This window comes from Spirosoma koreense, from assembly GCF_054777875.1.
The window spans coordinates 713,199-730,311 of the sequence record NZ_BAAHAC010000022.1 but is presented as its reverse complement, the minus strand read 5'-3'; the positions used below and the strand labels follow the sequence as shown (position 1 = coordinate 730,311).

Below are 17,113 nucleotides of genomic sequence, written 5' to 3'. Positions count from 1 at the left end.
CGGGACAAATCACCCTCTGCCCTTACCCCTTACCCCTCTGCCCTCTGCTATTCCCTGCCCCCTTTCCCTATGCTCAAAACCTACGTCAAAATCGCGATTCGGAATGCGCTTCGTAACTGGCTGACGACGGCTCTCAACGTAGCAGGCCTGTCGGCCGGGATTGCTGCTTGCCTGACAATCTACCTGATTGTACAGCACGAGCTAACCTTCGACCGTTATCAAGGAGACGGTAGCCGAATTTACCGGCTTGTTTCCGACTTCCAGTTCGGTGACGAGGATTACCACAACCCCGGTGTAGCCTTACCCGTGGCACGTGCTGTTCAGACAAAATTTGCCGGTGTCGACGTCGGCGCGAATTTTTATACGACGGAATTTCAGGTAGTCGAGATTCCGCGCACAGGCCAGGCACCCGCCCGATTTCGGTCTACGCAAGACGAGCCTGCCAGCGCGGTTTTTGCCGATAGCCGTTTCCTGAGTATCATGGAACGGCAATGGCTGGTCGGATCGCCGAAGACCTCCCTGACGAGTCCTGATCAGGTGGTCCTTACCGAGCAACAGGCCCGTATTTACTTTGGTGAAGCCAGCCCCGCCATTATTGGCCGTACGCTCCGGGCAGAACAGTTTCGGGATACGTTGCTACTGACCGTGTCAGGAATATTGAGCGATTTACCACACAATAGCAACTTCGATTTTCACACGGTCGTGTCGCTGGCTACGCTGTCGGCCAATAAAAAATTGCGGGAGTCGATGAACTGGGAGGAATGGAACAGCACCAATTCGTCGTCGCAGTGCCTCCTGAAACTCAACCCGGGTGTCGATCCGGCAAAATTGGCCGAACAGATTACAACAATGGCCGAGAAGAATACGACAGACAAGACCGGAAAGCGCTGGTTGCGGCTACAACCGTTGGCCGATGTCCACTTCAATATCGATTACGGCACTGGCAATCAGGCGCATAAACCCACACTCTACGGGTTAATTGCAGTGGGTATCTTTCTGTTGCTGCTGGCCTGCATCAATTTTATCAACCTCACAACGGCGCAGGCAACGCAGCGGGCCAAAGAGATCGGAATTCGAAAAACAATGGGCTCGTCCCGGCTACATCTGATCCTCCAGTTTCTGGGCGAGTCACTGACGCTTACACTGGTAGCGGTTGCCTTTTCGATGGTGCTAACCAATCTGGCCCTGACCTACCTCCACGATCTGATTCCGAAAGGCGTGACGCTCGACCTGGCCCAGCCATACCTCTGGCTGTTTTTGTCGCTAACGGCTCTGATGACCACGCTGCTTTCGGGTGTTTATCCAGGATTGCTGGCGTCGCGGTATCTGCCCGTTCACACGCTGCGGAATCAGGTCGGTAACCTGGCAGGAGGAGCGGGCCTGCGAAAAACGCTGATCGTCAGCCAGTTTGTTATCGCTCAGGTATTTATCGTCGGTGCCTTGCTGGTAGGTCGGCAACTGAACTTTCTGATCGATAAAGATTTAGGATTCCGGCGCGATGCCATCGTGACATTCAGCGCGCCAATGAAAGTATTGTTTGCGGAGAACAACAACCGCCGGTTTAGCCTGGCCGACCGAATCCGGCGCTTAGCGGGAGTCGACCGGGTGAGCGTCGCCCAGTCGACTCCGATTTCTGGAAGCTGGACGACCTCGACCATGACGTTTAAAGGCAGAAAAGGGTCGAAAGAAATCAATATATACCGCAAGCAGGGCGATACCGACTACCTCAACCTGTTTGGGTTTAAACTGCTGGCAGGACGCAATTACGTCGACAGTGATACCGCGCGGGAACTGGTCATCAATGAAACCCTCGCCCGGCAGATGGGTTTCCGGAATCCGGCAGACGCACTTGGCCAGTTTTTGGAAACCGACAACAAAAGCCTGCTCCCAGTTGTCGGTATTGTCAAAGATTTCAATCATCGATCGCTTCACTACGCCATTTTTCCGACGGCTCTTATGAGCCAGAAATCGAATACGTATCAATTCAATGTACTGTTGCGCCGGGGCAACGCGGCCCAGTTCGACCAAGTCCTGGCACAGATTCGGGTGCTTTGGCAGCAGACGTACGCTGGCGAACCCTTCGAACCGGAGTTCTTCGACGAAGCGGTAGCCAAACTCTACAACAAAGAGCGCAACCTCGGAAAGCTGGTTAATCTGTTTACGGCGTTGTCCATTTTTATCAGTTGCCTGGGGCTGTTTGGTCTGGCTACTTTTATTGCCCAGCAGCGGACCAAAGAAATCGGGGTTCGTAAGGTATTGGGTGCCAGTGTCCCCAGCCTTGTGGCGCTACTTTCCAGCGACTTTCTACGGTTAGTGCTCATCGCCATTGTCATTGCCACACCCATTGCCTGGTACGCCATGCATCGGTGGCTACAGGATTTTGTCTATAAGATCGATATTGCCTGGTGGTTATTCGCTCTTGCCGGCCTGTTGGCCGTCGGCATCGCCCTGCTAACGGTGAGTTTCCAGAGCATTAAAGCCGCCCTGATGAACCCCGTCAAGAGTTTGCGATCTGAATAGCAGAGGGGTAAGGGGTAAGGGCAGAGGGTGATTTGTCCCGTGCCCTCTGCCCTTACCCCTTACCCCTCTGCCCTTTGCTATTCCCCTACTCCCGCCGGATGGCTTCGACGGGATCGAGCCGGGCGGCCCGCATGGCCGGGTAGGTGCCGAACAGGACGCCGATCAGCATGGCAATAGTTATAATCAGCAGGAAGGTATTCCAGGTGTAGGCGGCCTGAAAAGGTACATCGGTCAGGGCTTTGACGATCGGAATAAACACCATTGTGCTCAACAGACCCAGCGCTAGACCAAGCAGACTGCCCAGCATGGAGATGGTGATCGACTCGGACAGAAACTGCCACAGGATATCCCGCCGTTTGGCCCCCAGCGCTTTCCGGACCCCGATCTCGACGGTTCGTTCCGTCACCGAAATCAGAAGCACGTTCATAACACCAATGCCGCCCACAATCACTGAAATCCCGACGATCAGGCCCATAATGATCCGAAACAGCAGAAATCCTTTAGCCGCCTGACCAACCCGCTGTTCGTTGGTAATGAAGATAAAATCGTCCGATTGGTTATTCAGGTTCGCTTTTACCCAGCTTTCGATCTGTGTTTTCAGTTCAGGTACATCCTCCACGTAGCGCGCTTCGACAACGCCCATAGGCGGGCTGGCTTTCAGGGCGCTATCCGGCAATAGTGTAATGGGCATAAACAGCTGTTCCAGTTTGGCGTCTTTATCATACGTAATTCCAATGACGGTCAGCAATTTGTTATTAAATACGAGCTGCTGGCCGATGGCTTTCTGCTCGGGCTGTTTTCCGACGAGCTGTTTCGCCAGTCGCTGGTTGATAACCGCCACCGGTTGCCGTTGTTGCCATTCCGCCTGCGTAAACGCCCGGCCCTGTTTTAAGGTCAAATTTGGATGGATCGGTAACGTCAGCCCGGTAACGATAGAGCCCAGTTTACGGTTGCTGGCCTTCGACTGAATCTCGCTGTTTTGTCGCCAGTATAGGTACCCGGTAGCGGGTTTGGTTAGCGACGACCGCATCTGGTTGAAGCGATCGCCCGTGAAATAGGCATACTTTTCTTTCCGAACCTGCACCCCGTTGGCCGATTTGTACGGATTCGGCTGCACCAGAATTGCGTTCAGCGTGGTCGTTTTCGTTATCTGCTCCTGTGCGTATTGCTCCATCCCGTCGATCAATGACAGAATGGCGACCAGAGCCGCCACACCGATGACAATGCCGAGAATAGACAGAACGGTGTGAAAAAACCGGGTGCGAATATTTTGCAGCGCGGTCACAAACGAACCAATGATTTTTTTCATGGTGAGGATCGGTTACACGAAATAATAGGCCTTACGCTGTTTGGTCAACGGCTATGTGATAAGCGGCCGCGATGGATGTCCGCCTGTGAACACCGCTCGTCCATAAGCGGACAATTTTGAGCTGCACCTAAAGGTAACTATCTATATGTCAAAGATTTGCTTTTGTGGTACAAGATTTGGGGATTCCTTAAAAGAGTGCCGTCCGAGTCATCCTATGCCTAACTCCTTTGCCCCATGCTAACGAACTACCTCAAGATCGCCTGGCGTAATCTGATTCGAAACAAGACCTTCTCGACCATTAACATCCTGGGGCTGGCGCTGGGCATGGCGTCGAGCCTGCTGATATTGCTGTGGATTCAGGATGAGCTGAGCATTGGAAAGCAGTATGCCAACGCAAATTTGCTGTACCGGATCATGGAGCATGAAATTGCCGATGGTCGGGTCGTTACCGACGAAGATACGCCAGGGATTCTGGCCGACGAACTGAAAAGGCAATTTCCCGAGGTGGTGTATGCTGCGGGTCTGTCGTCTGGAGAAGAACACGTTCTGAGCGTCAATGATAAAATCGCTCGCCAGAAAGGGTGCTTTGTGGGTGCCGACTGGCTAAAGATGTACGGTATTCCGCTGCTGGCGGGCTCGGCCCAGAACGCCCTGAAAGCGCCAAACAACGTAGCCATTTCCCGGAAAGTGGCCGAAACCTATTTTCAAACACCTCAGGCGGCCCTGGGAAAATCCATCCGCTTCGACAATTACCAGGATTATCAGGTAACGGCTGTCTTCGAAAATCTGCCTTATAATTCGGCCGACCAGTACGATTTCCTGCTGAACTGGGAGAGATATTTACAACGAGAACCCTGGCTGACCCGGTGGGACAACGCCGGACCCGGTACCCGGATTCAGCTTCGGGCTGATGCAAATCTGGCCAACGTCGACGCCAGGCTTCGCTCGTTTCTCAAAGGCCGGAACAAAGACATTGGCCCGACCTTCAACATCGAACTGTTTTTACAGCCTGAATCAGAAGCGTATCTGTACTCCAATTTCAGGAACGGCCACCGCGACGGCGGGCGAATCGAGTACGTCCGGCTGTTCAGTGTCGTAGCCATTTTTCTACTGCTGATTGCCGGCATCAACTTTATGAACCTGGCCACGGCCCGCTCCGTCAAACGGGCGCAGGAGGTGGGCGTCCGGAAAGCGGTCGGAGCCGAGCGGCTCGCCCTGATCTGGCAATTTATGGGCGAAGCGCTGCTCATGACAACCCTGGCGCTTGGGCTGGCGCTGTTGCTCGTCGGGGCCGTATTGCCTGTTTTCAATCAGGTAACCGAAAAGCAGTTGGCCCTTCCTCTGGAACAGCCTTTATTCTGGCTTTTTTTGCTCGGGCTACTGCTCCTAACAGGTTTCCTGTCGGGGAGTTATCCGGCGCTCTTTCTGTCATCGCTCAATCCAGTGCGGGTGCTGAAAGGTGCGCTTCGCTTCAGTGCCAGTGCGCAGTTGTTTCGCCGGGGGCTGGTGGTCTTTCAGTTTGTGCTCTCGATCCTGATGATTGTCGGGACGGTGGTGGTGTATCGGCAGCTTCAGTATATCCAGACCAAAAATCTCGGCTACGACCGGGAGAATCTTATTCGCATTCCCGGCGAGGGCGACATTGCTAAGAAATACCAGACGTTCAAGCAAGAACTGCTTCAGTCGCCCGGTATCGAGGCCGTTACGCACATGCAGACGAACCCGCTCAGCAACGGCAATACGACCGACGGCGTAGAATGGGTGGGGAAAGACCCGACTTCCGCGATTCAGTTCAACAATACCGCTGTTGGGTATGATTTCGTCAGGACCATGAAGCTCAGGCTGATTCGTGGTCGCGATTTCTCGCCCAGCTTTAGTACGGACACCACCAATTACCTGATCAACGAATCGGCGGCAAAACGGCTTGGGTACAAGGATGCGCTGGAGCAGCCACTCTCGTTCGGGAAGCGGCCGGGTAAAATCGTCGGTATTCTGCAGGACTTCCATTTCAATTCGCTCCACGTACCCATCCGGCCCATGATCATTCGATTAGGCGAAAAGTGGGCGTACGGCAGTATTCTGATCAAAACCCAGCCAGGCCAGACCAAACAGGCACTAGCGAGTATCGACATGGTTTACCGAAAAATGAATCCGACTTTCCCGTTTACCTATTCGTTCGTGGATACTGATTTCCAGAAGATTTATAAAAGCGAAACCGTTGTCGGCATCCTGGCCTCCGTATTTGCCTGTCTGGCCATTTTCATTGCCTGCCTGGGGCTGTTTGGCCTCGCTACGTTCACAGCCGAACAGCGAACGAAGGAAATTGGCGTTCGCAAAGTGCTCGGGGCCAGCGTTAGCAGCATCGTAACGCTTCTTTCCAAAGATTTCCTGAAGCTGGTGCTGGTTGCCCTGGTGGTGGCTTCGCCCCTGGCCTGGTACATCATGAATGCCTGGCTACAGGGCTTTGCGTATAAAATAGCCGTCGCCTGGTGGATGTTCGGGCTGGCGGGCCTGCTGGCCGTAGTCATCACGCTGGCAACCGTTAGTTTTCAAAGCATTAAAGCCGCACTCGTCAATCCTGTAAAGAGCTTGCGCAGTGACTAGCAGGGAATGGCACGGAGCGGCACGGAATAGCATGGCTTGTTTCCGCGCCAACCCTGCCATTACCCGCGTCCACTGTCGTACGCCCCCTGTCCGATAGTGGACATTTTTTTTGCGTGAATTCAATTAGCCACCTAATTATCAGCTGCTTACTCAATTGGCATGATCATAGCACGTGGGTATCGAAACAACTATCCTCTTTTCACTACACATTTACTATCGAATCATGAAAGCACAACTTTTCTTTCTGAGTATTTTTATGAAAGTAGTGCTGTTGCTGTTGGTTCTTGCTTTTTGTTTTACCGCCGGTCCTCAACCCCGGCAGGAATCGGCCTGCCGCCAAACGCAGCACAGCCTACAGCCTGTATCGTTGAAAAGCACGATAGGCACCTTCCTAAACCCGGTGACAACCCCTTGCTTCGAGTAAGGATTTGGAAGTAGCGGTTCGGACCAAGACGGTCGGCATTTAGAAAATACCCCAGCCGACCGGGACGGTCGGTTTTACAGTATGCTCATCAATTATCTTAAAATCGCCTGGCGGACGCTCCGGAAGCAGCAGGGTTTTAGCTTCATCAATATTTTCGGCCTGGCCGTTGGGCTGGCCTGCTGCCTGCTCATTCTGCTGTATGTGCTGGATGAATTGAGTTTTGATCGCTACAACGCCAAAGCCGACCGCATTTACCGGGTTCAATCCGACGTCAAGTTCGGCGGAAACGACATGCACTTCGCCGTGTCGCCCGACCCGATGGGGCCGACACTGAAAAAAGATTATCCACAGGTTGAGCAGTTTGTGCGCCTGCACGACAAAGGAAGCTGGTTGATCCGGCGATCGGGAGAGACAGCGAACTTACGTGAAAATAACATCACCTTCGCCGATTCGACCCTGTTCGATGTGTTTACGCTACCACTGCTGGCGGGTGATCCGAAGCACGCGCTGGCCGAGCCCAATACGGTCGTCATCAGCGAATCGGCAGCCAGACGGCACTTCGGCAACCAGAACCCAATGGGTCAATCGCTGCTATTCGATAACGACCAAACGTTCAGGGTGTCGGGGGTGATGCGCGATATGCCCGTCAATGCGCATTTCCGTACCGACTTTTTTGTCACTATGCTCAACGATAAATATCCCTGGGGGCAGTGGCTAAGCCATAATCATTACACGTATATTCTGCTCAAACCAGGCACGGATCCGGCGCAGTTTACCCAGCATTTCAACACCGTCATCGAGAAATACGTTGGCCCGCAGGCGCTTCAGATTATCGGCACGACCATGGATCAGTTTCTAAAAGCGGGCAATCGGGTTGGCTACTGGCTTATTCCGCTAACCGATATTCACCTGCATTCGAAACAGCAGATCGAGCTGGCCCCGAACGGCGATATTCAGTACGTGTACATTTTCTCAGCGGTGGCGCTGTTTATTCTGCTAATTGCCTGCATCAACTTCATGAACCTGGCCACCGCCCGCTCGGCCAATCGCGCCAAAGAAGTGGGCGTCCGGAAGGTGATGGGCTCAGAACGGCGGCAACTAGTCGGCCAGTTCATGACCGAATCGGTGCTGACCACGACCCTGGCCATGCTGCTGGGCCTTGGGCTGGTGGCGATGGCCTTGCCGGGCTTCAACACCCTGGCGGCTAAAGCGTTGAGTATGCATCCGTTCATATCGCCGTATTTCCTCCCCCTGCTGTTGCTCTTTCCTATTGTAGTTGGGATACTGGCAGGGAGTTATCCGGCGCTGTTCCTGTCGTCGTTTCAGCCTATTACAGTGCTGAAAGGCAAAATAAACGTGAGTTTTCGAAGTGCCGGTTTGCGGAGTGGTCTGGTGGTGTTTCAGTTCATGATGTCTATCGTGCTCATTGTCGGCACCATCATCGTCTACCGGCAGATTACCTACATCCAGACCAAGAACGTAGGCTTCAACCGCAATCAGCTGCTGACAATCAACGACGTTTACGCCATTGGTAAACAGGCAGAAACGTTCAGGCAGGAAGTCCTGCGCTTACCGGGCATACAAAGCGGAAGTATTTCCGGTTACCTGCCAACGCCTTCCAACCGAAACGACAACGCCTTTTATGCGGAAGGGCAATCGAATCTGAGCAAAGGTGTCAATATGCAGACCTGGTCTGTCGACCACGACTACGTAAAAACAATGGGGATGCAGATCGTGCAGGGACGCGATTTCTCACAGGCATTCGGTTCCGACTCATCCGGTATTTTGATCAACGAAGCCGCGGCCCGGATTCTGGGGTTTAAAGATCCGGTTGGCAAGCACATCTGGGGCTTCGACGACGCACTCGGTAAAACCCGAAAAACGTACACCATCCTTGGGGTCCTTAAAAACTTTCATTTCGAATCGCTTCGACGGAATATCGGCGCGCTGGCGCTGACCCTGAGCAACAACCCCGGCGCGGCAACGTTCCGGCTGAGCGGAACCGACGTCCCCAGTCTGGTGAAACAGATTGAGACCAAATGGAAGCAACTGGCTCCGGGTCAGCCGTTCACGTATCAGTTTATGGACGACAGTTTCGACGAGATGTACCGGACCGAACAACGCGTCGGCACGATCGCCCTCACCTTTGCCGCACTGGCTATTCTGATCGCCTGCCTGGGCTTGTTTGGGCTGGCCGCGTTCATGGCCGAGCAACGCACCAAAGAGATTGGGGTTCGTAAGGTACTGGGGGCCAGCGTCACTAGCATCGTGGGCCTGCTCTCCAAAGACTTTCTCAAGCTGGTGCTGATCGCTATCGTCATAGCTTCACCCCTGGCCTGGTACGCCATGAACCAGTGGCTGCAGGATTTCGCCTACAAAATCGACATCGAGTGGTGGATGTTCGCCCTGGCGGGTCTACTGGCCGTCGGCATCGCGCTACTCACCGTCAGCTTCCAGAGCATCAAAGCCGCCCTGACGAATCCGGTAAAGAGCTTGCGATCTGAATAGCAGGGAAGGGGAGAGGGGTAAGGGCATGGGGTAGAAACGTGCTCCTACCTCATGCCCTTACCCCTCTGCCCTTTCCCCTACCCTATTCACACCATTGGCCATCCAGCCGAAAATAGCGAACCGTAACGGGCCTGACGGCCGTTGAATCGACGAAGCCTTTGAGAGCAAAGAGGCCGATGTACCTGGGTTGCAGGCCAAATTCGTAGGTCGAGATTTCTTTGAATGAGAAGTTATCGACGGGGCTGGCCGAGTACAGCAGTCGAAATTTTTGCCCTTGCTTTTCGACCCGGAAAGCGAAGTTTTTCAGGTTTGTCCGGGCAATGCGCCGATCGGTTGCGCTGGCTAGCTGAAAGAGCGGCTGGTGCACAAACTCTTCCAGATTGGTGTGCCCTTTCCCGTACGAAGCAATCGCCTGAATTAGCACTTCGGCGGGTCTGGTGAAACCACCAAAGAAGTCGTTGTAAGCAAGCGACATCCGGATACTTTTCCCCGTAAACAGCGTATCTTCCAGCAAGAGAAGCCCCGCCTGTTGCCAGTTGCCGCTGGGCACGAAATCGTTGAAGTGGACTTCGGCCTGAAAGCAGTCGTTATGAATTTCGCGCAGGAGCAGATTCTGCACACGGGGCATTTCACCCGATTTGGGCCAGTTATCGCCTTTGAGCGTAAATAACGTCAGGCGGCCCGGCGTCTGACCCCTACGATTCCAGAAGTCGGCGTTTCTACCCCGCAAAAACCAGCCGTTCCGGTTCAGAGATACGTCGTCAGTTAGGCGGAAGTTTTCTTCAATTTTGTCTGATTCGGTGTGCCAAAACCACAGAAAACTCCCGCCGACCACTACGATCAATAGACTGAACACCAGGCTTAAAAACCCAAGCCGAAGCCTGCGCGGTTCTTCAGGGACTACTTCAGCCCGAGGTTTCAAGGGCCATGCTACCTGTTCGCGGTAGCGAAACCAGTACGGAAAATGCTCTTCCGCTTTTTTCCGCTCGACTTCGGTCGTAATTGGCGCGTTGAGCACGTAGCGTGCCAGGGTATCGAGCGTAGCCACCGACGGATTTTCCTGTCTGCCCGAAGCCGGATTGAGCACAAAGCTGGTGTAGTTTTTTATACTCCGCCACCCGACGACCAGCCCCGTCTTTTCCTCAATTTCGTTGCTCACGTGCTTACTTTCCGGCTCAGAAAGCGGACTCTTGAGCGGATGGCCGAAGCATTTCTCCACTACTGCATTCAGCAAATCGGCAAACGCCCGCCGGTCAAGATCGTCCATAAGTACACTACGTTGTCATTGGTCGTCATACATAGTCATTGATTGTCATCGCTGGTCGTCAATGGCTCGCTCCGACGGCTGTAATTTCGGCGGAATTCACATTTCCGGGACGTTTCCGGCCCAATACCGCCCGTTTTTCGGTCGGCGACGAAGCTTTGTCGAAAACTTTGTTTGCGATGAAGACCATCCTGCTACTTATTTTTTTCGCTGCCTCACTGACTGTTCAGGCGCAGCAGCTTCAACTGCATTACGATTTCCGCCACTCGATCGATCCTAGTCTGAATCGACGCAATTTTGCGTCGATGGTCTTCGAATATTTCAAAAGCAACGATTCGACCGGCTCGTTTCTGCTGAAAATGCAAACCGACTTTGCTGGCGAAAATAACAACGTTGGGCAGCTTTTCGTACAGGTTTCTAAAAACCTGCGGTATTGGCGACCCAAACTCCAGCTGGCGCTCACGTACACGGGTGGTCTGGGCGTGGCGCCACCGACTTACGGCTATTACCTCACCAACACCTTTGGCCTCGGAGCCGCTTATCCCTTTCAAACACGAAAAGCCTGGTTCAGTACGAGCCTGGTCTGTCGATACAGCGCTTTCCCGAAGCCAAGTATCGACCCACAGTTTACGTTTTACTTCGGACGAGGCTTTTTTAATTACCGGATTATGATAGCCGGCAGCCTGGTCGCTTGGAGCGAAAATCGAAACCAGGGTAACGAATTCACCAAAGGATTGAGCGGCAAAAAGATCGCTTTTTTCGGGGATCCCCAATGCTGGGTCAGGCTCACAAAAGCCATTTCGGTCGGCTCCCGCATCAATCTATTCTACCACACGATCACGAACGCCAACCAACTACAGGTTTACCCCACCCTCGCGCTGAAGAATCAGTTTTGAGGAGAAGGGCATGGGGGGAAGGGGTGGGGGCAGAGGGGGAAGGGTATGGAGTTGTGGGTAAGTGGGCATAGCGGTCTTTCTCCTACTCCCCATGCCCTACCCCCTCTGCCCCACCCCTTAACATTTTTTAACAGCCTGCAAATCAGGCGAATCGACAAACGGTTAATACCTTCGTGCTAACGAAACCTGCGTTTGAAAAACCGTTTGTCTTATGCTTCAGAATTACCTCAAAATCGCCTTGCGCAATTTAGTCCGACGCCGGTTTTACGCCCTGGTTACGCTGCTCGGCCTGACGGTCGGGATTACGTTCCTGCTGCTTATCGGCAACTACATTCAGGGAGAACTGGCGGTTAACCAAACCCTTCGGCATGTCGGTCAGCAGTATCTGGTACAAAGTCACTGGAAAGAAAAAACGATGGGCATGGACATTACCACGCTGGCGCCCCTCGGCCCGACGCTGCGGCAACACTACCCGAACCTGGTGGCTACTTATTACCGGTTCTATGGCGTTACGGCTATTATTTCGAACGGACAGACTCATTTTCGCCAGGGCATCGAAGTAGCCGACTCGACGCTGTTGCCGATGTTCGGTTTCCCGATGGCGTATGGCGACCCAAAAACCGCACTGCTCGAACCCAACTCGATCGTGATTACGGAAACCGTTGCGCAAAAGTTTTTCGGCCGAACCGACGTACTTCGTCAGCCGCTGACCGTCCAGACGCCGGTGGGCGGCAAGCAGGTTTTCACCGTGACGGGTGTGTTGCAGGACCTGCCCAAAAACAGCGTGACGGATCTGGTGGCCACGACCGACCAGGTGTTTATTCCGATGCGGAACATCGGGTATTTTACGCCGGAAGCCAGCATGCACACCTGGCAAAACCAGTACATCCCGACCTACCTGGAACTGCAACCGGGCGTTACCGCCGATCAGTTGACGGAACCCATGCGCCGGATGCTGGCGGCCCACGCGCCCCCCGGTTTTAAGGAAAATCTCACGGTATCCCTTAGCCCGCTGGATACTTTCTACCTGAAAGCGAACAATGGGTTGGTCGGTAAAATGATCCTGACGCTGAGCCTGGTGGCGGTGTTCATTCTGCTGATGGCGGTGGTCAATTTCATGAATATTACCATCGGCATATCGGCGACCCGGCTCCGGGAGATCGGTGTCCGAAAGGTACTGGGCAGTTTGAAACGTCAGCTCATTGGTCAGTTTCTGGCCGAAGCCCTGCTGCTGACTACAGGCGCGACCTTGCTGGCGCTGGCCGGTCATGAGATTTTCCGATCTATGTTCGCCGATCTGTTGGGCAAACCGATTCCGTCCTTTCTGACCTGGTCGCCGGTGGCCTATGCGGGCCTGTTGGGGTTTGTGTTGTTCATTGGCCTGCTGGCGGGAAGTTATCCGGCGTTTGTCTTGTCGGGGTTGCCCTCCATCGAATCGCTCAGGGGTAAGCTAACCGCATCGGTTCAGAAAGGCATCGGGCTGCGTCGGGCGCTGATTGTTTTTCAGTTTGCTGTCGCGGTCTTCGTGTTTGTGGGCGCGGTAGTAATCGGTAAGCAGGTTTCGTATTTTTTCAGTAAAGATCTAGGGTATCGGAAAGATCAGTTGCTGACGGTGGCGTCCGTACCGCGCGACTGGTCGCCCGCGGGGGTACAACGCATGGAGGGCATCCGCCGTCAGTTGGCCCGCATTCCCGGCGTCAGCGATGTAAGCTTTTCATTTGTCGTGCCCGATGGTAAAAGCAGCGGGAGTGGCCAGGTATTCCGACAGGGGCATGACAGCACGTCGGCCGCTACCATGGAGGTGCTGACCACCGACGAGCGCTTTGCCCAGACGTATGGGCTTCAACTGCATTCCGGCCAATTTTTCCACGCCAGCGGTGGCGCTTACGATTCGACGCGGGTGGTCCTGAACGAATCGGCGGCCAAAGCCCTGGGCTGGAACGATCCCGGTAAGGCGCTAGGCCAGTTGGTGCGGTTTTACGGAGGCAGCACGCCCCTGCGAATCGATGGCGTTCTGAAAGATTTTCACTTCGGCTCGCTGCATCAGCCCATCAAGCCACTCATTTTCATCCATGTCCGGTCGAATCCCGTTTATCGCTATTTCTCGTTTAAGCTCGCTTCGACTCCGGGTCATTTGGCGGAGACGGTAGCCGCTGTCGGTACCGAATGGGCGCGGCTGTTTCCTGATGCGCCGTTCGAATATTCGTTTATGGACGATACCCTCCAGAAACTTTATCAGACGGAAATCCAGCTTCAGAAAGCCTCGAAGCTGGCCACGACGCTGGCTCTGGTCATTGTCTTATTGGGCGTGTTGGGGCTGGTATCGCTGAACGTTACCCGTCGAACCAAGGAAATTGGTATCCGGAAAGTACTGGGCGCATCGACGCTGGGAATCATTGGCCTGTTCATGCGCGAGTTCGCGCTGATCCTGCTGATTGCCAACGCCGTAGCCTGGCCGATCGCTTACTACCTGCTGAGGGACTGGCTGACGCATTTCGCCTACCGAACCGATGTGTCGTGGTGGCCGTTTGCGCTGGTCGCCCTGATTTTAGCGCTGCTGACCGGCCTCGTCGTAAGCACTCAGGCCAGCCGGGCAGCTTTGATGAATCCGGTGAAGAGTTTACGAAGTGAATAGCGGGGGGCAGAGGGGTTGAGGCAGGGAATGGCGGGGATAGCGCGGGGCAGGGGTCGTTGAACTAGAGAAACTGATTCAGGTCCATCTGGAGAATGTCGGAGAAGGCTGATTCGGTGATTAGCCCGCCATCACCGAAACGATACCGGAGCCACTGGCGGGTTCGGTAATCATAGATAAACCCTTCCCGGATGCCGTAGATGTCTTCGTCTATCAATTGAATGACTTTCCGTAGATCGCCTTTTAACCCATTCGTATGACATACTTCGATAATGATCGGCGTCTGAGCCGTCAGATTATCCCGCAGAGATACGTCGGGTACCTGGCTGGCTTTGCCTTCGTCAAGCATTGTTTCGGGCAGTGGCTCCAGCGAGATGCTCTTTTCGCGATGATATAAAACGCCTAACCCAATCGTCAGCAGGGAAATAATCCGTTGATGATCGATAGGGGCCCATATAACCAAATCTTCGGCAACTTGGGAGGGTTCTGTGACGGCAGGAAAGTACATAATCAACTGATTGGATGTAAACAAAGTTAGCCAAAACGTTTATGCTTCGCAATTACGTCAAAATCGCCTTCCGCCACCTGCGTTCGCAGCGAACCTACACGGTCCTCAACCTCGTTGGCTTAACCGTGGGCATGGCGGGTGGGCTGCTCATTTTTCTGTTCATCCAGTACCACCTCAGCACCGATCGGCATCACACCCATTTCGACCGCATTTTCCGCATTGTTCTGGACCTTCACCTGGATGATGGCGCTGTCGAATACTATCCCGAAGCATCGCTGCCGGTAGCTAAAGCGTTGCGCACTGACTACGCACAGGTTGAACAGGCCGCTTACCTGAAAATGAACCGGGAACTGACTGTAGAGGTTGGCACGTCCAGGCAAAAAGATAAACCCGTGCGCTTTCTGGAACACAAAAGCACGGCGCTGGTCGAGCCCGAGCTGTTTGCTATTCTGGATTATGAATGGCTTCAGGGAGATCCAAAAACTGCCCTGCGTGAACCCAATAGCGTGGTGCTCACAGAATCCTGGGCAAAGAAATATTTTGGCGATTCTGACGCGCTGGGAAAAACGCTGCGGCTGAATCATCTGGTTACGGCCAACATAACCGGCATTTTGGCCGACCCGCCCAAAACGACCGACACCGACATCAATTTATTCATCTCGCTCTCAACCCTTAGCACACTTATCCCCGATTTCGACCAGCAGGACTGGGGCAATCTGAACACAACGGACCGGGTCTACGTGCTATTGAAAGACCCGGCCTCAGCCGAGAGTCTGGAAGCCGCCCTGCCCGCCTTCTCGAAGAAGCATTTTGGCGAGATGGCTCATGTTTTCCAGTTTCATGTGCAGCCGTTGCGGGATGTTCATTTCGACGTCAAACGGGTTGTTGGGGGCGCTATTCGTCCGACGCTGTTGTGGGCGCTGGGGCTGGTCGGGCTATTTCTGGTGCTGACGGCCTGTATCAATTTTATCAACATGGCCACGGCGCAGGCCCTCCGCCGAAGCAAGGAAGTGGGTATCCGCAAAACCCTGGGCAGCACACGCGGTCAGCTCATCCGTCAATTTCTGCTCGAAACCATACTGATCGTGCTGACAGCAACGGCATTGGCTCTGGTGCTCACCCTGGTCGCTTTACCACTCTTCAACCAGTGGCTGTCCACCGATCTGTCGCTTCGTCTAACCGCGTCCACACTTGGTTTCATCGGCCTGCTGATGGCGCTGGTGGTTGTGCTGGCGGGCGGCTATCCGGCGGCCGTACTCTCCGGTTTCAGTCCGTGGGCAGCGCTGACAGGGAAGCTTCCGTTGCGCATAAGCGGAAACTACTCGCTCCGACAAAGCCTGATTGTGCTGCAGTTCGTGGTTTGTCAGGCGTTGCTGGTAGGGGCATTCGTGGTCGCCAATCAGGTTCGGTACATGCGTGAAGCCGATCTTGGATTCCGAAAAGATAACATCGTAGTTGTTACGCTGCCTAACCAGCAGAAAGCTCACCGCGAGACATTCAAACGGGAACTGTTACAATACCCGGACATCAAATCGGTGAGCGCCAGCTACCGCCCACCGTCGGCCCCGATTCAGAATGGCGGCTCCTTCCGCCTGTATGGCCGGGTAGAATGGGAAAAAAGTCCGATCCGGGAGCGCATCGCCGATGCTGATTATCTGCCTACCTACGGTTTGCAGCTGGTGGCGGGTCGCAACATCGTTCCGAGCGATACGATTCGGGAGTACCTGGTCAATGAAGCATTTTTAAAGAAGCTTCACATCCGCAATCCCCAGCAGATTCTGGGGCAGAAAATGCAGTATTACCTATCGCCGGTGGCGCTGCCCATCGTGGGGGTCGTAAACGATTTTCACATGCGCTCGCTGCACGAAAAAATTGAGCCCTGTTTCATTGCCAGCCACTCGCCGTTTTTCAGGCAGGCGGGCATCCGAATAGCGGGGCATCACCCGGCGCAGACGCTCCAGTTGATCCGGCAGACATGGGAAAAGCTTTACCCCGACGAAGTGTTCGAGTACACCTACTTAGACGAACAGTTGGCAAAGGGCTACGAAACCGAGAACCTGATCTTCCGGCTGGTCAACACCTTTACGGGTATTGCCATTCTGATTTGTTGCCTTGGACTGTACGGGCTGGTTTCGTTTGTGGTGACGCAGCGCACAAAAGAAATTGGGGTTCGGAAAGTGCTCGGCGCATCGGTCACCAGCATCGTTACACTACTCTCGAAAGACTTTCTCAAACTAGTGCTGATCGCGATTATCCTCGCGTCGCCGATTGCGTGGTGGGCCATGCAGCAGTGGCTTCAGGATTTTGCCTACCGAATCGACATGGCCTGGTGGATCTTCGCGTTGGCGGGTACGCTGGCAGTGGGTATCGCCTTGCTGACGGTCAGTTTTCAAAGCGTGAAAGCGGCCCTGATGAATCCGGTTAAGAGTTTACGGTCGGAGTAGGGAA

10 protein-coding genes are annotated in these 17,113 nt (G+C 54.1%); 7 read left to right on the top strand and 3 right to left on the bottom strand.

Features of this window, described 5'->3' with window-relative positions; all coding sequences use genetic code 11:
- The first annotated feature begins 69 nt into the window (after nucleotides 1-69).
- Nucleotides 70-2,520, top strand: coding sequence for an ABC transporter permease (locus ACYVC2_RS16390; RefSeq protein ID WP_461103591.1), 2,451 nt, complete (start codon nucleotides 70-72; stop codon nucleotides 2,518-2,520).
- 85 nt (nucleotides 2,521-2,605) lie between these two features.
- Here the strand turns inward: ACYVC2_RS16390 and ACYVC2_RS16385 are convergent, their stop codons facing one another.
- The gene (locus ACYVC2_RS16385) at nucleotides 2,606-3,829 is read right to left on the bottom strand and encodes an ABC transporter permease (protein ID WP_461103589.1); all 1,224 of its coding nucleotides are present in this window, start codon (nucleotides 3,827-3,829) and stop codon (nucleotides 2,606-2,608) included.
- 234 nt (nucleotides 3,830-4,063) lie between these two features.
- Between ACYVC2_RS16385 and ACYVC2_RS16380 the strand changes: the two genes are divergently transcribed.
- From ACYVC2_RS16380 to ACYVC2_RS16370, 3 genes are all read left to right on the top strand, one after another.
- A complete protein-coding gene (locus ACYVC2_RS16380) occupies nucleotides 4,064-6,433 on the top strand; it encodes an ABC transporter permease (RefSeq protein ID WP_461103587.1) in 2,370 nt (789 codons plus the stop codon).
- Nucleotides 6,434-6,656: 223 nt separating this feature from the next.
- Nucleotides 6,657-6,857 (top strand): hypothetical protein, encoded by a 201-nt coding sequence (locus tag ACYVC2_RS16375; protein WP_461103585.1) that lies wholly within the window; start codon nucleotides 6,657-6,659, stop codon nucleotides 6,855-6,857.
- 81 nt (nucleotides 6,858-6,938) lie between these two features.
- Nucleotides 6,939-9,365 carry an ABC transporter permease gene (locus ACYVC2_RS16370; RefSeq protein WP_461103583.1) on the top strand — a complete coding sequence of 809 codons (2,427 nt, stop codon included), beginning with the start codon at nucleotides 6,939-6,941 and terminating at the stop codon, nucleotides 9,363-9,365.
- A gap of 82 nt (nucleotides 9,366-9,447) precedes the next feature.
- Here the strand turns inward: ACYVC2_RS16370 and ACYVC2_RS16365 are convergent, their stop codons facing one another.
- The gene (locus ACYVC2_RS16365) at nucleotides 9,448-10,632 is read right to left on the bottom strand and encodes a hypothetical protein (protein ID WP_461103581.1); all 1,185 of its coding nucleotides are present in this window, start codon (nucleotides 10,630-10,632) and stop codon (nucleotides 9,448-9,450) included.
- A 176-nt stretch (nucleotides 10,633-10,808) separates the two neighbouring features.
- Here ACYVC2_RS16365 and ACYVC2_RS16360 point away from each other — a divergent pair, with 176 nt between their 5' ends.
- Together ACYVC2_RS16360 and ACYVC2_RS16355 are read left to right on the top strand one after the other, a co-directional pair.
- Nucleotides 10,809-11,525: a DUF5020 family protein gene (locus ACYVC2_RS16360; RefSeq protein ID WP_461103578.1), complete on the top strand. Its 717-nt coding sequence runs from the start codon at nucleotides 10,809-10,811 to the stop codon at nucleotides 11,523-11,525.
- 211 nt (nucleotides 11,526-11,736) lie between these two features.
- Nucleotides 11,737-14,160: an ABC transporter permease gene (locus tag ACYVC2_RS16355; protein ID WP_461103576.1), complete on the top strand. Its 2,424-nt coding sequence runs from the start codon at nucleotides 11,737-11,739 to the stop codon at nucleotides 14,158-14,160.
- A gap of 61 nt (nucleotides 14,161-14,221) precedes the next feature.
- Here ACYVC2_RS16355 and ACYVC2_RS16350 read toward each other — a convergent pair whose 3' ends face one another.
- Nucleotides 14,222-14,665 carry a hypothetical protein gene (locus ACYVC2_RS16350; protein ID WP_461103574.1) on the bottom strand — a complete coding sequence of 148 codons (444 nt, stop codon included), beginning with the start codon at nucleotides 14,663-14,665 and terminating at the stop codon, nucleotides 14,222-14,224.
- A 41-nt stretch (nucleotides 14,666-14,706) separates the two neighbouring features.
- Between ACYVC2_RS16350 and ACYVC2_RS16345 the strand changes: the two genes are divergently transcribed.
- Nucleotides 14,707-17,109 carry an ABC transporter permease gene (locus tag ACYVC2_RS16345; protein ID WP_461103572.1) on the top strand — a complete coding sequence of 801 codons (2,403 nt, stop codon included), beginning with the start codon at nucleotides 14,707-14,709 and terminating at the stop codon, nucleotides 17,107-17,109.
- Nucleotides 17,110-17,113: the final 4 nt, after the last annotated feature.

Bases quoted from the DNA above. Each gene is read 5' to 3' on its own strand.
- ACYVC2_RS16355 (WP_461103576.1), top strand. From the start codon at position 11,737: ATGCTTCAGAATTACCTCAAAATCGCCTTGCGCAATTTAGTCCGACGC.
- ACYVC2_RS16365 (WP_461103581.1), bottom strand. From the start codon at position 10,632: ATGGACGATCTTGACCGGCGGGCGTTTGCCGATTTGCTGAATGCAGTA.
- ACYVC2_RS16370 (WP_461103583.1), top strand. From the start codon at position 6,939: ATGCTCATCAATTATCTTAAAATCGCCTGGCGGACGCTCCGGAAGCAG.
- ACYVC2_RS16390 (WP_461103591.1), top strand. From the start codon at position 70: ATGCTCAAAACCTACGTCAAAATCGCGATTCGGAATGCGCTTCGTAAC.
- ACYVC2_RS16350 (WP_461103574.1), bottom strand. From the start codon at position 14,665: ATGTACTTTCCTGCCGTCACAGAACCCTCCCAAGTTGCCGAAGATTTG.
- ACYVC2_RS16380 (WP_461103587.1), top strand. From the start codon at position 4,064: ATGCTAACGAACTACCTCAAGATCGCCTGGCGTAATCTGATTCGAAAC.
- ACYVC2_RS16345 (WP_461103572.1), top strand. From the start codon at position 14,707: ATGCTTCGCAATTACGTCAAAATCGCCTTCCGCCACCTGCGTTCGCAG.
- ACYVC2_RS16360 (WP_461103578.1), top strand. From the start codon at position 10,809: ATGAAGACCATCCTGCTACTTATTTTTTTCGCTGCCTCACTGACTGTT.
- ACYVC2_RS16375 (WP_461103585.1), top strand. From the start codon at position 6,657: ATGAAAGCACAACTTTTCTTTCTGAGTATTTTTATGAAAGTAGTGCTG.
- ACYVC2_RS16385 (WP_461103589.1), bottom strand. From the start codon at position 3,829: ATGAAAAAAATCATTGGTTCGTTTGTGACCGCGCTGCAAAATATTCGC.